We start from the raw sequence: 20423 nt of genomic DNA on the forward strand, positions 1-20423 counted from the left end.
CGAAGGAACGGGCCACGGCACCCCGCCGACTGTATCAAAGCTTCGCAGACCGGCGGATGACCTTGCCTCCTGCCCAGCGCAGGGTCGTGGCGGGGAAGCGTCCTGTGCTGTCGAGAGCCACCAGCTCTGCCGAGCAGCCCTCGGCATCCCCCGGCAGGGCGCGCGAACGGAGGATGACCAGCGCAGCCCCGTCGCATGCCGCGGCCAAGCCTTCTCTTCCTGAAAGAATGATGACCTGGCCTTCGCTCAGGCCACCGACAGAGCAGGCTACGTCTCGAGCGCGGCAAGGCGCATCGAGAGACTTTACTTCAACCCGCGATCCGATGGCCTGAAGCCATGCTTCGACCGTGAAACGGTCGCGGCGCTTGGACAGGATTGCGAGGGGCCTGGCAGGGTCGCCTGTGACCACACCGACGTTCCGAAGGTCCCGGCTGATGTAAACGTCAGGGGGCGGAGCGGAAAAACTGAGCGGCAGTGCAAGCGCCAGAAACGCTGCCCCGGCCAACCTCCACGGCGCCCTGAGGAGCGCGAGGGTGAGCAATCCCGCTGACGCAAGAACGATGCCCGCTGGCGCGAGCTGCGGCACCAGCCCCGCTGCACCGGGAAGGCCCGCCGTCCACTGAGCAATCCTGAGTACCATCCCTAGACCCTGCCCGACCAACAACAGCACGAGGGCATCAAGCCCGAGGGGCATCAGGAACATGGCGAGCACCAGCGCCGGCATCACCGCGAGGGTCACAATCGGCATGGCGAGCATGTTGCCAAGGAGCCCATAGCTCGCGATCCTGCCGAAGTGGAACGCCGCGAACGGACCCGTCGCAAGCCCTGCGAGAAGGCTCGTCAGGAACAGCCCTCCGGTGAAGCCCATCGCTTTGGTCAATCGTGTCCGTTCCCCTTCCCTCGGCCAGCGCTCCTCGATGAAGGAGAAGGCAGCGATCAGTGTAATGACGGCGGCAAACGACATCTGAAAACCTGGCGCCGCCACGGCTTCTGGCCGGATCACCATGATGATGATCGCGGCGACGGCAACGTTCCTGAGCGAGATACCCCGGCGATCGAAGAGGATGGCGCCGAAGACCACCGCCGCCATGATATAGGCCCGCTGCGCCGACCATCCGCCACCGGACATGGCAAGGTAGAAGAGCCCGCCGAGGAGTGCTCCCGCCGCTGCCCATTTCTTGACGGGAAAATTGAGGGTCAGCCGCTCACTCCTGACGAGCGCGGTCCTCAGGCCCCAGAAAAGGAACCCGCAGACAAGCCCCATATGAAGCCCCGAAATCGCAAGAAGGTGCGCAAGCCCTGCATCCCTCAGGGCACTGACGGCAAATTCAGGAATACGTTCCCGCTTGCCCGTGGCGAGGGCCGCAGCGATGGCGCCTTCGGGACCGCCGATCACGCCTTCGATCCTGTCCGCCACCTTCTCGCGAAGGTCCTGCACCGCGTCGCCGAATCCGCTGCCGCCTCGCTCAAGGACGGCGGGAGGGGCGTAGGAGAAGCCGGAACCACCAATGCCCTGATAGCGCATCTGGCGGGAGAAATCATATCCTCCGGGTACGGCAGGCCCGGGCGGAGGGCGAAGTTCTGCCCTTATGGAAACACGATCTCCTGCCCGCGCATCGCCTTCGCCGCGCCAGACAATCCGCACCTTGCGTGGCAGCTCCGAGCGCTCAAGTCCCGAGAGGCTTTCGACACGCACCGTGTACCGCGTATCCCCTTCACGCTGCTCGACCTTGGCGACATGGCCAGTGACGGTCACGGCCTCCATACCCGCAGGGACAAGCGGCGCTTCTACAAGCTCTGTCCTCAGAGCAATCAGCGCCATGCCGCCAAGCACCATGCTCATCATGCGGAAGCCGAGCATCGGGCCATCGCGCATCTGCCGCACGGAAATCGCCCAGCTGGCCAGCGTCACACCCAGAAGAGGCAGAAGGAGAAACAGCCCAGGCGGCTCATCCGTCCCAAGCCAGAGAAGGATCCCCGCCGCCATCAGGCAGGGCGCCAAAAGGATGAACCGCCGCGCCTCCATCTCGGCCCAGTCTTGGGCGATCTCTAAAACCCGCGCGAGGCCGACCCGACGCGGCTTGGCGAACAGCTCGCCTGCGCCTAAGCGCGCCGAATTCCGAAGCCGTTCGTTCCAGGATAAAGCCATGACCGCCGAGACTAAGCCCATTGTCACGCGTTTCGCACCGTCTCCGACAGGTTATTTGCACATAGGTGGCGCGCGAACTGCACTTTTTAACTGGTTGATGGCTCGCGGAAAATCCGCACCAGCTGGATCGCAGTTCCTCCTCAGGATCGAGGACACCGACAGAGCCCGGCACAATGAAGAAGCGGTGGAAGCGATCCTCGATGGCCTCCGCTGGATGGGCCTCGACTGGGACGGCGAACCGCTGAGCCAGCACGCCCGCGCCGACCGTCACGCCGAAGTGGCCGACGAGCTGCTTGCGAACGGCAAGGCGTTCAAATGCTGGCTTCAGGGCGACGAACTCGACGCGGCCCGCAATGAGGCCCGTGAGAAGAACATCCGCTTCACCTCCCCTTACCGCGACGGCGGCGAGGGCGAAGGATCTTTCGTCATCCGCCTCAAGGCCCCCATCGAAGGCGAGACTGTCGTGAAGGACGCCGTGCAGGGCGAGGTGCGCTTTCCCAATTCGGTCAGCGACGACACCGTCATCCTGCGTTCGGACGGCACCCCGACCTATATGCTGGCCGTGGTGGTCGACGACCACGACATGGGCGTCACCCACGTCATCCGCGGCGACGATCACCTCAACAACACGCCCAAGCAGCAGCATATCTATGAGGCGATGGGCTGGGACCTTCCGGTCTTCGCTCACGTCCCCCTCATCCACGGCGAGGACGGCAAAAAGCTGTCGAAGCGCCACGGCGCCCTCGGTGTCGAAGCCTATCGAGACCAGGGCTTCCTGCCTGACGGCCTCCTCAATGGCCTTCTGAAGCTCGGCTGGTCCCACGGTGACGAAGAGATCATCCCGCGCGACAAGGCGCTCGAATGGTTCGGCCTCTCGGGCATCGGCAAGGCCCCGGCTCGGCTCGACCTTGAGAAGATGGCCGCGATCAACGGCCACTTCGTCCGCGAGCTCTCCGACAAGGACTTCGCTGAAAAGGCCATCGCGTTCCTCCCCGACGACCAGAGCGCCGACGTCGCTGAGCGTATCGAGCGCGCAGCGCCCTTCCTCAAAGAGCGGGTGAAGACCTTCTCAGACGCGGAGAGCGCCTGCGGGTTCCTGACCCTGACCCTGCCCTTCGAGATCACGGGCAAGGCCGCGAAGCCCCTCAAGAAGGAAGGCGCCACGGACACCCTCGCCGCCCTCGCTGCGGCCCTCGAAGGCGTCGAGGATTGGTCAGCCGCGACCCTCGAGCTTGCGATCCAGACCTATGCCGAGACCAATGGCCTTGGCTTCGGCCAGGTCGGCCCGCCGCTCAGAGCAGCCCTCACCGCCGGAAACCCCGCCCCAACCCTCGGCGAGACGCTGTTTGCCTTAGGACGTGAGGAGGCAATGGCCCGGATCGAGGCGGCGCAGGCTCTAGTAAAGGCTCAATAGGTTCCGCTTCCCTTGCGGGCCGTTCCGGGCGGTATAACCTCAGCAAATCAAAATAGATAAGCTTCTTCATCCGAAGCCAGACGCCCCGAAGAGACAGCCCCGAGTGCTCCGTCAACAGCGTCTGGTAAAGCGCCTTGAAGCTGCCGCGGACCCGTCCGAGCGAGCGGTCGATCTTCTTCGATCCCTCAGCCAAGGCTCACGTCCTCTCGATACATTGCTGTCGAAGGCGGCTATACTCGCTGAAGTTCGACGGAAGAGCGATGTCGCCAATTGCAGTCGTGCTGCGCAGGAGCACGGGACAGGTTGGCTCCTCAAAGACGTAACGCGCGAACAGCGTGCAGCGATCTTCTCCAAAACCAAGCGCTGAAGAGGCCTGACCGGAAATGCGCATCGCCTGCCGCCGGGCAATGCCAATATCCATGATCCGCGATGATGAAAAACTCGCTTTGAGCGCGGGGATGCGTTCGGACTTGTCCCGTGCGACCGGGTCGGGGCTAGGCCTAAACAGTGTGCCTTCTTCGCGGATGATGACCCTGAAAAGCTCCGCCGGGCGGTCGTTCCCCTCGTCATCAATGCGGGAGTGACAGGGCAGGAGCGTCAGCGTCTGATCCTTCGGGACCGCCTGGATCGTCGCGACGTATAGGATGAAGACGAAGAGCATGAACAGGATCAGCTCGGTCATCGTCGACGCCACCACATCATCGCTACGTCCTGACCGAAACACTACCTCCGCCCCCTGGCGGTTTCAGCTTCGTCAATGATGCCTCGTAGTCGATCGAGCATGTGCGACAGCGAGTCCTCCACGCTGTCTGTGCTAATCTCGATTTTGCCGAGGCTCGTCGCGGCGTTTTCGATCTGCTGCGACGCCTGCTTAATCTTTCGCTCACTGTCGCTGGAGAAACCGGAGATCTTGTCGATCGACTCCTTCGCGCTCTCGACCTTAGTCTTCAGCGCAGACACTTCGCTTCCGACCGACCCATTGAAGTCCGACAGGTGCTGGTCGATCTTTCCCGTGGAGGTGCCGAGCTTCTGCACCGCTGCCTCGAACTTATCGAGCGTCGCCGAAGCCTGCTCCAGACCATCCGCGAGAACCGCCGCTGAGTTGTTAGATTGCTCCAACGCATCACCGGACTTCACGACGTAGGCGAACACATTCCGCAAGACGAGACCGACAAGGGTCGTGGAGAGTGCAATCGCATTTGCCCGGACTAGCTCGGTGAAATCTCCAGCACTCTCATCAAGGCCGAAGCTGCTCAGTGAAACCGTCAGCGCCATAAGAGTTTGCGCGAAACCGAGAAAGTATATTGAATCAGTGAATGCTGATCTGACTGCTGGGTCCGGACCAACGACCAATCCGAACACTCCGAGAAACGCGACACCTAATAGCGCGTACGCGAAGATGATGAAGCCCGCGCCGAGAGCGTTAGCCCAGAGAGTTTGGCTTCGAGCAAAAAAAGGGTTGGCCGACAGTGCCGGGCCGAAAAAGGTCTCCATCGCGGCCGAAGCGGCCGGGTCCGTCATAGATACGAATGCGAAAATGCATGCGGAGAAAAAGAATACCCCGACCATGAAGCCGCGAAACGAAAACGTCCTGAAAAGTCGCCCCGCTCTACCCCTGCCCTTACAAAGAACCTACGCATCTGCCTCTGCCCTTTAAGGAGGTTAACGCTAAGGTAAGAAACTGCAATCCCGGATCGTTGGATGTTTACCGGGACGACAGACCGGGCCGCTCGCAGCGGCGAAAAGCAGCTTTTCGGCCTGATCCCCTGGACCTAGCCGAAGGTCGCAGAAACCCTACCTTGCGGTCTGGCAACAACTCACTATTGTCGCGCTGCACAACAGGGCGAGCCTTCGCGCTCGCTGAAACCCCCACGGCAGGTCGGCCCCATCCCGCACCGCCGCGCGAGGAGAGAATTCTTATGGAAAGCAAGCTCGAACAGTCCGGCACCGCCACCATCGAAGGCAATGACTTCCCGGTCTACAAAGGCACCCACGGCAACGACGTCGTCGACATCCGCGCCCTAACCAAGGCCACTGGCAAGTTCACCTTCGACCCAGGCTTCACCTCGACCGCATCCTGCGAAAGCCAGATCACCTTCATCGACGGCAACGAAGGCACGCTCCTCTATCGCGGCTACCCGATTGAGCAGCTGGCCGAGAACACGGACTTCATCGAGAGTGCCTTCCTCCTCCTCGACGGTGAGCTGCCGACGAAGGAGCAGTGCGCGAAGTTCCGCCACGACATCACCTACCACACGATGGTGCATGAGCACTTCATCAAGTTCTTCGATGGCTTCCGCCGCGATGCGCACCCGATGGCGATCATGTGCGGCGCGGTCGGCGCGCTCTCCGCGTTCTACCACGACAGCACGGACATCAATGATCCGGAGGCCCGCAAGATCGCGGTCCACCGCATGATCGCGAAGATGCCGACGATCGCCGCGATGGCTTACAAGTATACGGTCGGCCAGCCCTTCGTGTATCCGCGCAACGATCTCAGCTACACCGAGAACTTCATGCACATGTGCTTTTCGGTTCCGGCCGAGGACTACAAGGTCGACAAGGTTCTGGCCGACGCCCTCGACAAGATCTTCATCCTGCACATGGACCACGAGCAGAACGCGTCGACCTCGACCGTCCGCCTCGCCGGTTCGTCGGGCGCCAACCCGTTTGCCTGTATCGCAGCTGGCATTGCCTGCCTCTGGGGCCCGGCCCACGGCGGCGCGAACGAAGCAGCGCTCAACATGCTCGAGGAAATCGGCTCGGTTGACCGGATCCCCGAGTATGTCGCCAAGGCGAAGGACAAGGACGATCCGTTCCGCCTGATGGGCTTTGGCCACCGGGTCTACAAGAACTACGACCCGCGCGCGAAGGTCATGCAGAAGGCTTGTCACGAAGTGCTCGAGGCGACCGGCATTCAGGATCCGCTCCTTGACGTTGCCCGTGAGCTTGAGAAGATCGCCCTCGAAGACGACTACTTCGTCCAGAAGAAGCTCTACCCGAACATCGACTTCTATTCTGGCATCACGCTGCGCGCGCTCGGCTTCCCGCGCTCCATGTTCACGCCGCTCTTCGCCCTCGCCCGTACCGTCGGCTGGATCGCCCAGTGGCGCGAAATGCTCGAGGACCCGAACCAGAAGATCGGCCGTCCGCGCCAGATCTACACGGGCGCCGCGAAGCGTGACTTCATTGCGATGGACAAGCGCTAAACTCCGCACGCAGAAAAAATCGAAAGCCGGCCCTCAGTGGCCGGCTTTTTTTTGGCCGCGGCAACCGCCACCTCATGAGCCTGCAAGACGCGGGAGCACAGCATGGCCAACGACATCATCCGCCAGCCCACCATCGGCATCCTTGGTGGGACAAGCCACGTCATCACCTCCGCCTACTATCAGGGCCTCAACGCCGCGATGCGACAGCGCCTTGGCGGCACCCACGTTGCGGAGACGCTCGTCCGGGGGATGGATTTCGGCCGCATCGGGAAGCTTGTGCTGGCCGAGGACTGGGATGCGCTGAAGAGCTATGTCGGCTCGGCCGTCGATGACCTCGAGCGCGGCGGTGCGGACCTTGTCATCGGGTCCTCCAACACGGTCCACGAGATCATGGGCGAGGTCATGGAAGGCCGCGACGTCGCCTTCCTGCCGATCAGCACGCCCCTCATCGACGCGGTAAAAGCGTCAGGCCTCAAGCGCGTCGCCATGTTCGGCACCCGGAGCACGATGAACAACGGTCTCGTCATGCGCGAAGTGGAAGCGGCAACCGGCGCCACGCTGCTCTCGCCGAGGGAAGACGAGCGTGAAGAGATCAACCGCGTGATCTTTGAAGAGCTCTGCGAAGAGCAATTCCTGCCAAGATCCAGAGACCGCTACGTCGAGATCGCCCGAAGGCTGGCGCGGGACGAGGGTGCAGAAGGCGTCATCCTCGGATGCACAGAGATCATGCTATTGATCGATCAGGACAATATTCCTGAGATGAAAGTGTTTCCGACTGGAAGACTTCACATCGAAGCGGCAGCCAACTGGGCAGCCCAACACGCAGAACGTGAAGACTAGAAGTCAACGCTCTTCTTAGGTGTGCAATTAGGTATTGCGATTTATTGATTTCCGTTTACTTTGCTCACGCAAATGTGATCAGGGGGAACGATCATGAAGAAACTTCTTGCAGCCGCTTCAGCTGCTCTTGCCATCGGTGTCGTGTCTCAGGCTGCGGCCGCCACGGCCACCAGCTACGACGCCACATCTCACCAGCGGAGTGCTTCGGACAACCACAGCCTCTGGCTGCGGGGTTTCGAGAACGTTGTTGGCACCGCTCCGTCCAACCACCGCTTTGACTTCCTGCCCGACGGCACGTTCGTTCAGAATGGTGATGGCACAGCCTCGCTGTCTGGTTCCGTCACGTCGCAAAGCGAAGCAGGCTCGGGCTTCATCGTCTCGCTGCTCCTCACCGACATCGGCAGCATCACGCCGACGGTGAAGGCATCGCACGGCCTGATGCCGGTCATCGACGAATACTACCAGGTCGGCGCTGGTTCGAAGCTCACGGGCTTCGGCGACTATGCAGGTCTCGTCCTGAACCTGACGCAGAACACCGGCGGGAATAACCACTACTCCCAGCTTGGTGAGAGCGCAAACGACAAGACCGCCAACTACGGCTTCTCGACCTGGGTCTTCTACCAGGCCGCCTCCGCAGCTGACGGCTGTACGTCCAGCTTCTGCGACAACGCACAATCCCGCCGTCAGGGTGACTTCAACCTCGACCTCACGGTCGATGTCGACAACATCGTGCCGATCCCCGGCGCTGCCGTCCTCATGGGCGCGGCTCTTGCGGGCTTCGGGGCTATGCGCCGCCGCAAAAAGTAAGAACAAGCTGATCTTTCAGCGGAAGGCGGCGCTCAGCGCCGCCTTTTTTGTTGGGAAAATGAGCCCTCTGCGGCTGATTGCATACTCCCCTTGCCGGACTGACGGGCTACATCGGTTCCATGACCGGCGACGCGACGATCGAGACCCTATCCGAACTGAAGAGCGTCACCCGGGCCGAATGGGATGCGCTCGCCAACCCTCCTTACCGTCCGTACAACCCCTTTGTCAGCTGGGATTTTCTCGAAGCGATGGAAAGCTCGGGCTCCGCGCGGCCCGAGACCGGTTGGCAGCCCGCACACCTGGCGCTGCGCAAAGACGGCATGCTCGCAGGTGTCATGCCCGGCTACCTCAAGGGTCACAGCCAGGGCGAGTACATCTTCGACCATGCCTTTGCCGACGCCTATGCGCGCGCAGGCGGAAGATACTATCCTAAATACCTCTCGGCCGCGCCCTTCACCCCCGCGACCGGCCCGCGTCTTCTGGCGCACACGGAAGAAGACCGCGCGCTCCTCGCAGGCGGCGCTGTCGGTGCGGCGGCGAAGATGGGGCTCTCCGGTGCGCACCTCAATTTCCTGACGGAGGACGAGGCCGAGATCGCTGTCGCCCAAGGCTATGCCTTGCGCATCGGTGAGCAATATCACTTCGAAGACAAGGGCTTCGGCGACTGGCAGGGCTTCCTCGATGCCCTGACATCACGGAGACGAAAAGATCTGCGTAAGGAGCGCCAGAGCATCCTCGATGACGGGATCGAGGTTGAATGGATCACCGGACGCGAAATCGATGAGCGGCACCTTGATGCGTTCTGGTGGTTCTATCAGGACACAGGCGCCCGCAAATGGGGCAGTCCCTATCTGACCCGCACGGCCTTCACGCTCCTTGCCGAGAGGATGGCGGACAGGCTCCTCTTCATCTTTGCCCGGAAGAATAACGAGTATATCGCCGGCGCCATGAACATGATCGGCGGGGACACGCTGTTCGGTCGCTATTGGGGATGCTCCGAATACGTCCCGTTCCTGCATTTCGAGCTCTGCTACTACCAGGCGATCGACTACGCCCTCGCCAACGGCCTCCGCAGGGTTGAGGCCGGGGCGCAGGGCGAGCACAAGATCGCCCGCGGGTATGAGCCCGTGCCGATCCGCTCCGCCCACCGCATGATCGATGAAGGCTTCCAGGACGCCGTGCGCGACTATCTCGCCCGGGAGAAAGAGCACATCGAACACGATATCGACCTTCTCAAGGGCCATACGCCGTTTAAGAAGGGCGGATGAAGGAGATCGCGAGCTTCTACGACGTCGGAGAGGCCCAGGTGGCAGCCGGCTATCTGAGGTCGCTTGGCTTCAACGTCACTCTGCCCGAGCAGCACGCGCTGGGCGCGCAACCTGAGCTTCGCTTCGCCTTTGGCGGCTACAGGCTGCTTGTCCCCGATGACGACGCGGTCGGCGCCGAGGCTGCGCTCAACCGGATTAAGCGCGAGAGCCACGGCCCAGCCTGTCCCCATTGCGGCGAGCGAGAGTTGCGCCGGGAGCGAAGGATTGGCATTCCACTCCTGCATCTGCTCGGAGGTTTCCTCCTCCCCTTCGCGAGGGGAGCTGATACCTTCAAATGCCGCCATTGCGGCGAAGTCGTTTCAGAGGATGAGATCGATGAGCCTGAACCTGAGCTATGACGATGAGAACGTCTTCGCCAAAATCATCCGCGGCGAGATGCCCAAAGTCACGGTTTATGAGGACGATCACACCCTCGCCTTCATGGACGTCTTTCCGCAGTCGGAAGGCCATGTCCTCGTCATCTCGAAACTGTCCAAATCGGTGAACCTCTGCGACCTCGACGAGGACGAGATGTGCTTTACACTGAGGGCTGCGCAGAAGGTCGCCCGTGCGGTAGTCAAGGCGCTCGCGCCCGATGGCTTCCGGCTGGTGCAGTACAATGGCGAGGCTGCGGGCCAGACCGTTTTCCACACACACTTCCATATCATTCCCGTCTGGGAAGGCCGCTCGCTCGGCAGGCACGGTGAAGGCATGGCCTCACCTGAAGAGCTCGAGGCGGTCGCAGAAAGAATAAGACATGCCCTCTGATACTCTCCGTAACCGGACAGTCCTCGTCACCGGTGCCAGCCGGGGGATCGGCTATCATGCTGCCCTCGCTGCAGCGAAGCGCGGCGCGACGGTGATCGGCCTTGCGCGCACGACGTCTGGCCTCGAACAGCTGGACGACGAAGTGAAATCCGTAGGCGGACGGGCGGTGCTGATCCCTGCCGACCTCTCGGTGGAAGAGACCCTGACCCGCCTGCCCGCAGCGCTGGAGCAGCGTTTCGACAGGCTTGACGGCCTCGTCCTCAACGCAGGTCTCCTCGGGCCCCTCACCCATGTGCGGGATATCATCGGCAAGGAGTGGCACGAGACCTTCACCATCAATCTGCATGCGAACCTTGCCCTCCTGAAGCTGCTCGACCCGCTGCTGCAGAAGGGCGAGAACGCCCGTGTCGTCGGCATCAGCTCCCGCGCGGCCCGTGTCTACAAGCCGTTCTGGGGCGCCTATGCCGCCTCCAAGGCCGCGTTCGAAGCACTGGTGAAGACCTACGCCACTGAGCAGGAGGGCCGCCTCAAGGCGAACCTCCTCGATCCCGGCCCCACGGCCACCATGATGCGTGCCGATGCCATGCCGGGCGAAGACCCTGCGACCATCACGCCGCCTGAAGACATCGGCGAACGGATTGCCGATATGTTGGAGCCGGGCTTTGACCAGAACGCGGAGACGATCGTCTATCCGCGTCCTGACGGTAAATAACTAGGCGACAACCTGAGGCGCAGGCTGTTCCTCGCGGGCCAGCTTGCACTCGGTCCACAGCGCATCGAGCGCGTGGACGAGGTAGGCGATGTGCTCATCCGTATGCAGAGGTGACGGCGAAAAGCGCAGGCGCTCGGTCCCCTTCGGCACGGTGGGATAATTGATCGGCTGCACATAGATGCCGAAATCGTTCAGCAGGCGGTCCGAGATCCCCTTGCAGTGCACCGGGTCACCGACCATCAGCGGGACGATGTGGCTCTCGCTCTCCATCACCGGCAGGCCCTGCTCGGCAAGAGCGGCCTTCAGCTTCGCCGCACGGTCCTGGTGACGTGCACGGAGGTCCTGGCCCGCTTTGAGGAGCTGCACCGACTTGAGGGCGCCCGCCACCAACACCGGTGACAGCGCCGTCGTGAAGATGAAGCTCGAAGCGTAGCTGCGAACCGCGTCCACAAGCTCTGCCGAGCCTGCGATATAGCCGCCCATGACGCCGATCGCCTTGCCGAGGGTCCCCTCGATGCAATCAACCATATCGAGCACACCGTCGCGCTCGGCCACGCCGCCGCCATGCTCGCCGTAAAGGCCAACACCGTGAACCTCGTCGAGATAGGTCAGCGCGCCGTACTTCTTGGCGATCCGGCAGATCTCCTCGATCGGCGCGATGTCGCCGTCCATCGAGTAGACGCTTTCAAAGGCGACGATCTTCGGCTGGCTCACCGGCAGCGCGCTCAGGAGCTCTTCGAGATGCTCCACGTCATTGTGGCGCCAGATCAGCTTGGCGCAGCGCCCGCCCTTGATCCCTTGGATCATCGAAGCGTGGTTCAGCTCATCGGAGAGGATGACGCAATTCGGCAGGAGCTTGGCCAGCGTCGACAGCGTCGCCTCGTTGGCGATGTAGCCCGACGTGAAGAGGAGCGCGGCTTCCTTCTGGTGAAGGGAGGCGAGCTCTTCCTCGAGGCGCACATGGTAGTGCGTGGTCCCTGCAATATTGCGGGTCCCGCCAGCACCGGCGCCGACATGGTCTGTCGCGGCCTTCATGGCGTCCAGAACCTCTTCATTCTGGCCCATGCCGAGATAGTCGTTGGAACACCAGACGGTGACCTCTTCGGTCGTACCGTCGTCTTTGTGGATCACGGCAGCAGGGAAACGCCCGCGCACGCGTTCCAGGTCTGCAAACACGCGATAACGCCCCTCCGAGTGCACTGCACCCAGGGCCTTCGTGAACGCTGCCTGATAGTCGAAACTCATAGCGGACCCGCTAGCACAAGAATTCCCCATGGGGACATACGTAATGTCGCGATGGGCTATTGAACGGGTCGATAGGCGTAAAGCGGCGATGCGCCGCGCGCGATCAGAGCTGGTAACGGATTTGGTCAGCCCAGAAGCGCTCAAGACGCTCAAGGGTGACATTGGTGCCGTTCATCATCTCGCCCGACACGTCTCCGACCTTTTCGAGGCTTTGGAGGTGGCGGTTGAAGAGGCCGTCGATCTTGTCACGGACCGCAAAGCCAGCCGTCGTCAGGGACACACGGACCGAACGGCGGTCACGCTCCGAGCGGGCGTGGGAAATGTAGCCGGCCTCAACGAGTTTTTTGAGGTTGTAGCTTACATTCGAGCCAAGATAGTGGCCGCGGCTACGGAGCTCGCCTGCCGTCAGCTCGCTGTCGCCGATATTGTAGAGGAGGAGCGCCTGGACCGCGTTGATATCCGTCTGGTCAACCCGTTCGAGTTCGTCCTTGATGACATCAAGGAGCTGCCTGTGCAGGCGCTCGATGAGCGTCAAAGTGCGCAGATAGATCGGATGGATTGCATCCTCTGCGGAATTCTCGTCGATGGTCTGCGCAGTAGCTTGGTTGGCCATTGTCTTGTTTCGCTCGTCTGAGGGTACGGACATCGTGCTTCACCAATCCTGCACGATCAGTGTGAAGAATTCGCCAACAGGGCACAATCTGTGACACCATTCACAAGCGCAAAAATCGCTCAAAACGGGTAATTATGAAGAATATTGCTCCCAGCTTTCCAAGAACACGGATGCGCCGACTTCGCCGCTCAGAAGGTCTGAGAGCGCTTGTCATGGAAACACGCCTCACGCCTAGCGATCTGATTCAAGGCGTCATTCTGAGAGAGGATGATGACCCGGCAGACATTCCTGCGATGGGGGGTCTGAGAAGACTAACGATTGGTGAAAGCGTCGAATTGGCGCAACGCTGCGTTAACATCAATTTGGCGGGACTTGCGCTGTTCCCATTCACCAAGTCTGGAGACAGAGACGAGGGCGGAACTCTTGCTTTCGACGAAGACAACCTGATGTGCAGGGCGGCCCGCGCGATCAAGGCAGCGGTTCCAGAAGCGGTCCTGATCGCCGACGTCGCCCTCGACCCCTATACGGACCACGGCCATGACGGCCTGATGGGCGAGGACGGGACGATCCTCAACGATCCCACCGTCGACGCCCTTATCCGCCAGGCCAACGTCCTCGCAGGCGCCGGCTTTGACGTCGTTGCGCCCTCGGACATGATGGACGGCAGGATCGGCGCCATCCGGGACGGGCTCGATGCGGAAGGCTTCGAAGACGTCGCGATCCTCTCCTATGCGGTGAAGTACGCCTCGGCCTTTTACGGCCCCTACCGCGATGCCGTCGGCAGCCGCGGGGCGCTGAAAGGCGACAAGCGGACCTACCAGATGAACCCGGCGAACGGCGACGAGGGCCTCCGCGAGGCTGCGCTCGACGTCTCCGAGGGCGCCGACATGCTGATGATCAAGCCGGGCCTTCCCTATCTCGACATGGTCCGGCGGGTGAAAGACGCCTTCGGCATGCCCACCGTCGCGTTCCACGTCTCAGGTGAATACGCGATGCTGAACGCCGCTGCCGAAGCAGGCGCGATGGATTTCGACGCAGGCCTGATGGAGAGCCTCCTCTGCTTCAAGCGCGCAGGGGCTGACGCCGTCATCACCTACGGCGCGGAACACGCAGCGAAGCTTCTCGACGGTTAGGCGCCGTCGGAGATCTTCGGGCCCTTGATGTAGTTGCGGCCGCAATAGACCAGGGGCTCGGCGTCGAAGCTGTCATAGTGGACGATTTCGCCGATCAGGATCGTGTGGTCCCCGACCTTCAGCCTGTCCGCGAGACGGCAGTCAAAGCCTGCGATCCGTCCTTTGAGGAGCGGCGCACCGGTCTGGAAGACCTCTCCCTCGCCTTCCTTGAAGGCGTGCTGCCCGGGGGTCGCGAAGCGGTTGGACATCTCTTCCTGATCCGCCGCGAGAATACTCACTGCGTAATGGTCAGCCTGCAGGAAGGCCTTCGCGACGCTCGTATGGTCGTCGAGGCACCAGGAGACCAGCGCGGGCTCAAGCGATACCGAGTTGAAGCTGTTGACCGTGATGCCGATGGCTTTGCGCTCGGCATCGAGACAGCTCACCACCGTGATGCCGGTGGTGTAGCGGGCGAAGGCGTTCTTCAGGGGACGAAATGGATCAGACACAGCCTTCGCGCATAGGCGAAGCCAGCCCCCCATGTCCACGCCATAAGCGCCGCACATGTCCAGCCTGCCGGAAAGGCTTGGTCTTGGGCTGGGGAATAGACTACGAGCGTAGTCGTAAGCGGGCAGGATTGAGGGGAAACATCCATGCAACGAGCAGCAGTTTTCTTGGCTGGCGTCGCCGCCGCCGGGCTCGCCGCCTGCGCGCATCCGGCGTCAGGTCCTGACCTGATTGTCGAGAACGCGCGTCTCTTCGATCCTCGGACGGGAGACGTGTCAGACGGCCAGTCGATCATCGTGGATGACGGTTTCATCGTGGAGGTCAGACCCACAACCGCCTCGGAGCGCGCGCGGAAGGTGATCGACGCGGGCGGCCGCCTCGTCACTCCCGGCTTCATCGACACCCACGTCCACTTCCAGCACCAGTTCCACGACACAAGAGACCTGAGCCCGCCTGACCGCACCCGGCTCGGGCGGATGTTCACGGCCTATGGCGTCACCACCGTCGCCGACATGGGCCAGCCGCAGGCATGGATCCCCGAGCTCGTCCGTTGGCAGAAGGAAAGTGTCCACGGCTCACCCGATGTGATCCTTGTCGCCGGCAGCATTGGCTCGACCCATGAGTGGGACCCAACACCGCCTCCCCACCATGACATTGTTGCCAACCCTGAAGAGGCGAGAGCGCTGGTCGGAAAGTGGCAAGACCTCGGCGCGGACCGCATTAAGCTCTACTGGAAGCTCGAAAAGCCAGAGCTCGACGCAGCGGCTGACGAAATCGCCAAGCGAGGCATGACCGCCTACGCCCACCTCGACAATGGCATCACGTCGATCTCCGACGGTCTTGATGCAGGGGTCAGGCATTTCGAGCACACCTTCACCACCTACCGGACGATCATCGACCCTGACGACCTCCTCCCGATGATCAGCGAGCGGATGGAGTTCTCAAGCCCTCGGGGTCTCGACGAGTGGACGCGCGCGCTGTCGCTCTATCACGACGAGGTCGAGCGCAGGCCTGACCTGAAGTCGGCTTTCGATGCACTCCTCGACAGGATGGCAGAGGAGGAGGCTTCCCTGAGCACTGCACTCAACATCCTCGCAGCTCACGCAGGCAGCTCGCCAGTCTACGCCTCCTTCGACGCCTTTCCTCCGAGGACAGAAGGATCAATCCGAGAGGAATGGGTCAGCGAGGAGACAGCGCGGGACGCCTTCAAGACGATCCTCGCCCAGCTCAAGCGCGCCCACGACAACGGCGTGATGCTCCGTATCGGGACCGACGCCGGGAACGGCGGCGCTTCCCTCCTCGCTGAGATGATGCTGCTGACCGAAGCCGGTATCCCTGTTGAGGATGTCCTCAGGATCGGAACGCTCAACGGCGCAGAAACTCTGGGCATCGAGGACAGTGCCGGGATCATCGAGGCGGGACGGCCCGCAGACTTCGTCCTGTTCGATGAGGACCCGTTCGAGGATGCGGCGCATTTCCGGTCAGGCCTAACGGTCATCGATGATGGTGCCGTCTACGAACCGCAGCCCTCGCCGGTTCCTGCGCTCGAAGCGCGTCTTCGCACCGACGGGGCAGAAGCCGTCGGCGGCTCCGTGAACCTCGAGGGCGCGCACGCCATCGAAGTGAGTGCCGCAGTGATGCGCTTCCTGCAGAAAGGCGACATCGACAATGCCCGCTTCCTCATGGACCGGATCGGCCCTCTCCTCAGCGGCGAGGAGCCGGGCGCCTATCTTGAAGTGCAGTATCTTTGGCCCCTGACCCAAGGGCTTCTCAGCCAAGGCCGTCCTGAAGACGCCATCGCTGTCGCCAGGTTCGGGACCGAAGTGCATGGCGAGAGCGGGCCGTCCCTCGAAGTCCTCGGCAATGCCCAGGCCAATGGTGGTGACGTGCTCGGCGCCAAGGCGACCTTCGAACGGGCCCTCGCCGCCAACCCTGACAGCCGTCAGGCCCGGTCAGCGCTTGAGCAGATTAACGGCTATCTCGAAGCGAACCCAGAGGCCGCTGCGCCGGAAAGCCCGTGATTAAGCTCAAGTCATAGACAGTTTGCGTCAGAACCGCTGACCGTGGCAGAAGAGCCACTGGCCAATGACGAGCCCGCTTCCCGGGCAACCTGAAAGGAAGCCCGGTTCTCAGTCGATGACCTTCGAAGACCTGCTTCAGCACTGGGCCATGTGGTACACGCTCATCGTCATTGCGGTGACGGTGGTGCTCTATGCCCTCGACCGGTTCTCGATCGAGACTGTGTCAGGTGCTGTGCTCGTCGCGCTGATCGTCCCCTTCGCGCTGTTCCCGCTCACCGATGACCTGACAGGCGCGGTCGTCCTTGATGCGACGGTGCTGCTGACAGGGTTCGCGAGCCCCGCGCTCTTTGCGATCCTCGGCCTGCTGATTGTCGGTCAGGGGATGTACCAGTCCGGCGCGCTCGAATGGCCCACGCAGATCCTCGTGGCCGCCTATGAGAAGTTTCGCTTCGCGGCGGTCATCGTCATCTTCGCCTTCATCATGGTGGTCTCGGCGTTCCTCAACAACACGCCGGTGGTCGTCATGTTCGTGCCGATCATCGCGGCCATCGCGGCGCAGGGCGGGATTACGAGCTCACGCCTGATGATGCCCCTCTCCTTCCTGTCGATCCTCGGCGGAATGTGCACGACCATCGGTTCATCCACCAACCTCCTGGCCGTCGAAGCGTTCGAGCTGGCAGGCGGTGAGCGGATCGACTTCTTCGCCCTCATGCCCCTCGGCCTCGTCATGGTCGCGACAGGCGCTCTTTATCTCGTCATTGGCGGTCGGTTCCTCCTCCCCTCGCGGCAGGGACCTAATGACCTCGTCGAGAAGGATGGTCGCCAGTTCGTGGCGCAGATCGAGATCGGCCGCGGCAATCCCCTCATCGGCGTCGCGCCGAAGCTTGGCCGCTTCGAGGAGCTGCCTGACATCACCGTGCGGATGATCCAGCGCAGGGACGAAGTGATCCTGCCGCCCTTTGACGATGTGAAATTGCGCCTTGGCGACAAGCTCATCGTCGCGGGCACGCGGGATGCGCTGACGAGCCTCCTCAAGAAACGCCCGGAGATCCTCAACAGCTTCATGAGCGAGACCGAAACCATGGAGGGCGCCTCTGGCGAGCTGACCATGGTCGAGGCCGTGGTCGCGCCCGGTTCGCGGATCATCGGCCGCTCGATCAACCAGATCCGCTTCCGCTTCCAGACCAATTGCGTGATCGTCGGCCTCCAGCGGAAGAGCCGGATGATCCGCACCGAGATCGCCTCGATCCGCCTTGAAGCTGGCGATGTCCTTCTCATCCTCGGCGACCGTTCGGATGTCCGTGCCCTGCGCGGTGACCGCGACATCATCATGCTCGAGCAGTCGATGCAGGAGATCCAGGATCCGGCCCACGCGCGCTACGCGGCCCTCATCTTCTTGGGCGTCGTGGCGACCGCCTCGACGGGCATCCTGCCGATCGCCGTCTCCGCCGTGGCAGGCGCAATGCTGATGGTGGCGACAGGCTGCCTCAACGTGCGGCAGGCTTCGCGGGCTGTGGACAGGCGGGTCTATCTGCTCGTCGGCGTGGCGCTCGGCCTCGGCTTGGCCCTCGACAAGACAGGCGGTGCGGCTTTCTTGGCCAGCTTCATCACCCCGCTGGCTGAGACAGGCGGACCGATCACCCTGATGGCGGTCCTCTTCGCGATCACCGCGACGCTCACCAACCTGCTCAGCAACAATGCGACAGCAGTCCTCCTGACCCCCATCGGGGTCAGCGCTGCGCAGGCGGCAGGGATCGAGCCCATCGTCCTCGTGATGACGATCATCTACGCGGCGAACTGCTCCTTCGCGACGCCGGTGGCCTACCAGACGAACCTCCTCGTTATGGGCCCAGGGCACTACAAATTCGCCGACTTCATCAAGGTCGGGGTGCCGCTGACCGTGCTCCTCTGGATCGTCTTCCTGCTGGTCGCGCCGGTCTATTTCAGATCTCAGGGGCTCCTCTGACGGGGACGCGTCCCTTCTTCCTGACGGGAATGCGTCCCTGGGCACCCTTGCAAGTCGTAACCAACCGATTCACTCTAACCCTGTCTCGCAGTAGCGGTTTTGAAGCCACATGCTGCTAAGGGCTCCATTCTAGGGGCCCCGGTTGGAGATCTGTCGTCTATGAACACCTTCTTCCTGGGGGCACGGTCCGAGTTCTACGTCACAGCGGCATCGGACTGCCCCTATCTTGAAGGCAAGAAGGAGAAGAAGATCTTCACCTTCCTCGGCGGCGACAAGGCGGCTGAGTTCAACGCGCTTCTCTCCCGCAGGGGCTTCCGCAGGTCCCAGAACATCGCCTATCTACCCGCCTGCGACGGCTGCAATGCCTGCCGCCCGGTCAGGATCGTGGTCGAGGGCTTCGAGGATGCCCGCTACAAGCGAACCTTCAAGCGCAATGCCGACCTCAACCGCACCCTGACCCCGGCCAAGGTCACCGAGGAGCAGTTTTCTGTGCTCCGCGACTATCTCGACAGCCGGCACGATGGCGGCGGGATGCATGACATGACCGTCCTCGACTACCAGCAAATGGTCGAGCAGACGCCGGTCGACACCGTGATCATCGAGTACCGGGACGAAGCCGGGAAGCTTCTCGCCTGCGCCCTTTCCGACCGGCTCGAGGACGGGCTCTCCATGGTCTACAGCTTCTTCGACCCCGAAGCCTCGAAGCGTTCCCTCGGCACCTTCATGATCGCCGACCATGTCCGCCTCGCGGGCGAACTGGGGCTGCCTTATGTCTATCTTGGCTACTGGGTCGATGGCTCACCGAAGATGGACTACAAGCGCAACTTCGCCCCGCTCGAGGTCCTGAGCCGCGACGGCTGGACCGTTATGCGCAAGCGCTGAGGCGTCCGGGCCTAGCCAGCACCCCTCAATCGGCTACGCTTCTCGCCATGCGGTTCGTCCCGATGGTCATCGCCAGCATCTACCTCGCGCTCATCCTCGCGGTGGCGGGCTGCGGGCATGCCCAGCGCGGACTCCTGCCTATGGCGGAGCGTCAGGAGGCGTTGGGGCTCTTCCGGATGCCGCCCTCTGCCCCCGGTGAGCAGCCGACTGTCTATCTCACCATCGATGACGGGCCATCAACGCATACGGACGAGATGCTCGAGCTGCTGGGCGCCTACGGCGCCACTGCGACCTTCTTTGTGCACACGGACCATATCCTCACGGAACGGGACCGGGCGGTGCTTAGAGAAGCGGTCGCGAACGGGCACCGCCTCGGCAACCATCTACCCGCCGATGAGCGGGCCGATAGCCTCTCGCCTGAGGCGTTTCTTGCCGATCTCACCAGAGCTCAAAGCGAACTCGAAACGATCGCGGGCGTGCGCCCGGTCCTCTTTCGTCCACCGCACGGGGCGATCAACGCAGCAGCCATGTCCCCCGCCCTTCTTGCAGAAGGCTACATCGCAGCTGATGGGTCTGAACGGCGGTACGTGTTGGCGAGCTTCATCCCATGGGACGCTGGCGGGGCCACCGAAACTACCCTCCGGGCAATGAACAATGCAGCTGGTGCGCGCTATGCCGACGGCATGTCCGAAGCGCTGTTCGACGGAGCAATCGTCGTTTTCCATGACGGGCCGAGAGAGGTGCGCACCCAAACGACTCTCGTCAGCCTACGGCGCTTCCTGAAGGCAGCGGATCGCAAGGGCTTTGCCGTCAAAGCGCTGCCCCAATGAAAAAGCCGCCCCGGAGGGCGGCTCATCAAAATGGCTTGGAA

Annotated in this window: 19 protein-coding genes; 13 read left to right on the forward strand and 6 right to left on the reverse strand. The window is 62.3% G+C overall.

Features of this window, described 5'->3' with window-relative positions; all coding sequences use genetic code 11:
- Window positions 1-34 precede the first annotated feature (34 nt).
- Window positions 35-2170 (reverse strand): ComEC/Rec2 family competence protein, encoded by a 2136-nt coding sequence (locus HK107_RS12625; RefSeq protein WP_173200339.1) that lies wholly within the window; start codon window positions 2168-2170, stop codon window positions 35-37.
- On the opposite strand from HK107_RS12625, the gene gltX reads away from it, so the two are divergent.
- A complete protein-coding gene (gene gltX / locus HK107_RS12630) occupies window positions 2148-3563 on the forward strand; it encodes a glutamate--tRNA ligase (protein ID WP_173200341.1) in 1416 nt (471 codons plus the stop codon). The genes HK107_RS12625 and gltX overlap by 23 nt on opposite strands.
- Window positions 3564-3759: 196 nt before the next feature.
- Here the strand turns inward: gltX and HK107_RS12635 are convergent, their stop codons facing one another.
- Complete coding sequence (locus tag HK107_RS12635) at window positions 3760-4245, reverse strand: hypothetical protein (protein WP_173200344.1); 486 nt, start codon at window positions 4243-4245, stop codon at window positions 3760-3762.
- 41 nt (window positions 4246-4286) lie between these two features.
- A complete protein-coding gene (locus HK107_RS12640; protein WP_173200346.1) occupies window positions 4287-5132 on the reverse strand; it encodes a hypothetical protein in 846 nt (281 codons plus the stop codon).
- Window positions 5133-5482: 350 nt separating this feature from the next.
- Here HK107_RS12640 and HK107_RS12645 point away from each other — a divergent pair, with 350 nt between their 5' ends.
- The 7 genes from HK107_RS12645 (at window position 5483) to HK107_RS12675 (ending at window position 11206) form a co-directional block, all read left to right on the forward strand.
- A complete protein-coding gene (locus HK107_RS12645) occupies window positions 5483-6772 on the forward strand; it encodes a citrate synthase (protein ID WP_173200348.1) in 1290 nt (429 codons plus the stop codon).
- Window positions 6773-6874: 102 nt separating this feature from the next.
- The gene (locus HK107_RS12650) at window positions 6875-7612 is read left to right on the forward strand and encodes an aspartate/glutamate racemase family protein (protein ID WP_173200350.1); all 738 of its coding nucleotides are present in this window, start codon (window positions 6875-6877) and stop codon (window positions 7610-7612) included.
- A 93-nt stretch (window positions 7613-7705) separates the two neighbouring features.
- Window positions 7706-8419 (forward strand): VPLPA-CTERM sorting domain-containing protein, encoded by a 714-nt coding sequence (locus tag HK107_RS12655; protein ID WP_173200352.1) that lies wholly within the window; start codon window positions 7706-7708, stop codon window positions 8417-8419.
- A 119-nt stretch (window positions 8420-8538) separates the two neighbouring features.
- A complete protein-coding gene (locus HK107_RS12660) occupies window positions 8539-9687 on the forward strand; it encodes a GNAT family N-acetyltransferase (protein WP_173200354.1) in 1149 nt (382 codons plus the stop codon).
- A complete protein-coding gene (locus HK107_RS12665) occupies window positions 9684-10085 on the forward strand; it encodes a hypothetical protein (RefSeq protein ID WP_173200356.1) in 402 nt (133 codons plus the stop codon). The genes HK107_RS12660 and HK107_RS12665 overlap by 4 nt, the downstream gene beginning before the upstream one ends.
- Window positions 10063-10494: an HIT family protein gene (locus HK107_RS12670; protein WP_173200358.1), complete on the forward strand. Its 432-nt coding sequence runs from the start codon at window positions 10063-10065 to the stop codon at window positions 10492-10494. The genes HK107_RS12665 and HK107_RS12670 overlap by 23 nt, the downstream gene beginning before the upstream one ends.
- Window positions 10484-11206 (forward strand): SDR family NAD(P)-dependent oxidoreductase, encoded by a 723-nt coding sequence (locus HK107_RS12675; protein ID WP_173200360.1) that lies wholly within the window; start codon window positions 10484-10486, stop codon window positions 11204-11206. The genes HK107_RS12670 and HK107_RS12675 overlap by 11 nt, the downstream gene beginning before the upstream one ends.
- Here HK107_RS12675 and hemA read toward each other — a convergent pair whose 3' ends face one another.
- Window positions 11207-12451: a 5-aminolevulinate synthase gene (gene hemA / locus HK107_RS12680; protein ID WP_173200362.1), complete on the reverse strand. Its 1245-nt coding sequence runs from the start codon at window positions 12449-12451 to the stop codon at window positions 11207-11209.
- 103 nt (window positions 12452-12554) lie between these two features.
- A complete protein-coding gene (gene ldtR, locus HK107_RS12685) occupies window positions 12555-13064 on the reverse strand; it encodes a transcriptional regulator LdtR (RefSeq protein ID WP_173200364.1) in 510 nt (169 codons plus the stop codon).
- Between the two features lie 134 nt (window positions 13065-13198).
- Here ldtR and hemB point away from each other — a divergent pair, with 134 nt between their 5' ends.
- Complete coding sequence (hemB, locus tag HK107_RS12690; protein ID WP_173200366.1) at window positions 13199-14197, forward strand: porphobilinogen synthase; 999 nt, start codon at window positions 13199-13201, stop codon at window positions 14195-14197.
- Here hemB and HK107_RS12695 read toward each other — a convergent pair.
- A complete protein-coding gene (locus HK107_RS12695) occupies window positions 14194-14685 on the reverse strand; it encodes a flavin reductase family protein (protein WP_173200368.1) in 492 nt (163 codons plus the stop codon). The genes hemB and HK107_RS12695 overlap by 4 nt on opposite strands.
- 144 nt (window positions 14686-14829) lie before the next feature.
- On the opposite strand from HK107_RS12695, the gene HK107_RS12700 reads away from it, so the two are divergent.
- From HK107_RS12700 to HK107_RS12715, 4 genes are all read left to right on the forward strand, one after another.
- Window positions 14830-16704 (forward strand): amidohydrolase family protein, encoded by a 1875-nt coding sequence (locus HK107_RS12700; RefSeq protein WP_173200370.1) that lies wholly within the window; start codon window positions 14830-14832, stop codon window positions 16702-16704.
- 115 nt (window positions 16705-16819) lie between these two features.
- Window positions 16820-18670 carry an SLC13 family permease gene (locus HK107_RS12705; RefSeq protein WP_233061505.1) on the forward strand — a complete coding sequence of 617 codons (1851 nt, stop codon included), beginning with the start codon at window positions 16820-16822 and terminating at the stop codon, window positions 18668-18670.
- A gap of 159 nt (window positions 18671-18829) precedes the next feature.
- Entirely contained in the window at window positions 18830-19552 is a 723-nt protein-coding gene (locus tag HK107_RS12710; protein WP_173200372.1) for an arginyltransferase, read from the forward strand.
- Window positions 19553-19599: 47 nt separating this feature from the next.
- A complete protein-coding gene (locus HK107_RS12715) occupies window positions 19600-20382 on the forward strand; it encodes a polysaccharide deacetylase family protein (protein ID WP_173200374.1) in 783 nt (260 codons plus the stop codon).
- The last annotated feature ends 41 nt before the right edge of the window (window positions 20383-20423 follow it).

This window comes from Parvularcula mediterranea, assembly GCF_013085255.1.
GTDB classification, from domain to species: Bacteria; Pseudomonadota; Alphaproteobacteria; order Caulobacterales; family Parvularculaceae; genus Parvularcula; species Parvularcula mediterranea.

What these genes read in the sequence shown, in the direction of transcription:
- hemA (WP_173200362.1), bottom strand. Translation starts at nt 12,451, where the DNA reads ATGAGTTTCGACTATCAGGCAGCGTTCACGAAGGCCCTGGGTGCAGTG.
- HK107_RS12660 (WP_173200354.1), top strand. Translation starts at nt 8,539, where the DNA reads ATGACCGGCGACGCGACGATCGAGACCCTATCCGAACTGAAGAGCGTC.
- HK107_RS12665 (WP_173200356.1), top strand. Translation starts at nt 9,684, where the DNA reads ATGAAGGAGATCGCGAGCTTCTACGACGTCGGAGAGGCCCAGGTGGCA.
- HK107_RS12650 (WP_173200350.1), top strand. Translation starts at nt 6,875, where the DNA reads ATGGCCAACGACATCATCCGCCAGCCCACCATCGGCATCCTTGGTGGG.
- HK107_RS12670 (WP_173200358.1), top strand. Translation starts at nt 10,063, where the DNA reads ATGAGCCTGAACCTGAGCTATGACGATGAGAACGTCTTCGCCAAAATC.
- ldtR (WP_173200364.1), bottom strand. Translation starts at nt 13,064, where the DNA reads ATGGCCAACCAAGCTACTGCGCAGACCATCGACGAGAATTCCGCAGAG.
- HK107_RS12635 (WP_173200344.1), bottom strand. Translation starts at nt 4,245, where the DNA reads ATGACCGAGCTGATCCTGTTCATGCTCTTCGTCTTCATCCTATACGTC.
- HK107_RS12625 (WP_173200339.1), bottom strand. Translation starts at nt 2,170, where the DNA reads ATGGGCTTAGTCTCGGCGGTCATGGCTTTATCCTGGAACGAACGGCTT.
- HK107_RS12705 (WP_233061505.1), top strand. Translation starts at nt 16,820, where the DNA reads ATGACCTTCGAAGACCTGCTTCAGCACTGGGCCATGTGGTACACGCTC.
- HK107_RS12655 (WP_173200352.1), top strand. Translation starts at nt 7,706, where the DNA reads ATGAAGAAACTTCTTGCAGCCGCTTCAGCTGCTCTTGCCATCGGTGTC.
- hemB (WP_173200366.1), top strand. Translation starts at nt 13,199, where the DNA reads ATGAAGAATATTGCTCCCAGCTTTCCAAGAACACGGATGCGCCGACTT.
- HK107_RS12640 (WP_173200346.1), bottom strand. Translation starts at nt 5,132, where the DNA reads ATGGTCGGGGTATTCTTTTTCTCCGCATGCATTTTCGCATTCGTATCT.
- HK107_RS12700 (WP_173200370.1), top strand. Translation starts at nt 14,830, where the DNA reads ATGCAACGAGCAGCAGTTTTCTTGGCTGGCGTCGCCGCCGCCGGGCTC.
- HK107_RS12715 (WP_173200374.1), top strand. Translation starts at nt 19,600, where the DNA reads ATGCGGTTCGTCCCGATGGTCATCGCCAGCATCTACCTCGCGCTCATC.
- HK107_RS12645 (WP_173200348.1), top strand. Translation starts at nt 5,483, where the DNA reads ATGGAAAGCAAGCTCGAACAGTCCGGCACCGCCACCATCGAAGGCAAT.
- HK107_RS12710 (WP_173200372.1), top strand. Translation starts at nt 18,830, where the DNA reads ATGAACACCTTCTTCCTGGGGGCACGGTCCGAGTTCTACGTCACAGCG.
- gltX (WP_173200341.1), top strand. Translation starts at nt 2,148, where the DNA reads ATGACCGCCGAGACTAAGCCCATTGTCACGCGTTTCGCACCGTCTCCG.
- HK107_RS12675 (WP_173200360.1), top strand. Translation starts at nt 10,484, where the DNA reads ATGCCCTCTGATACTCTCCGTAACCGGACAGTCCTCGTCACCGGTGCC.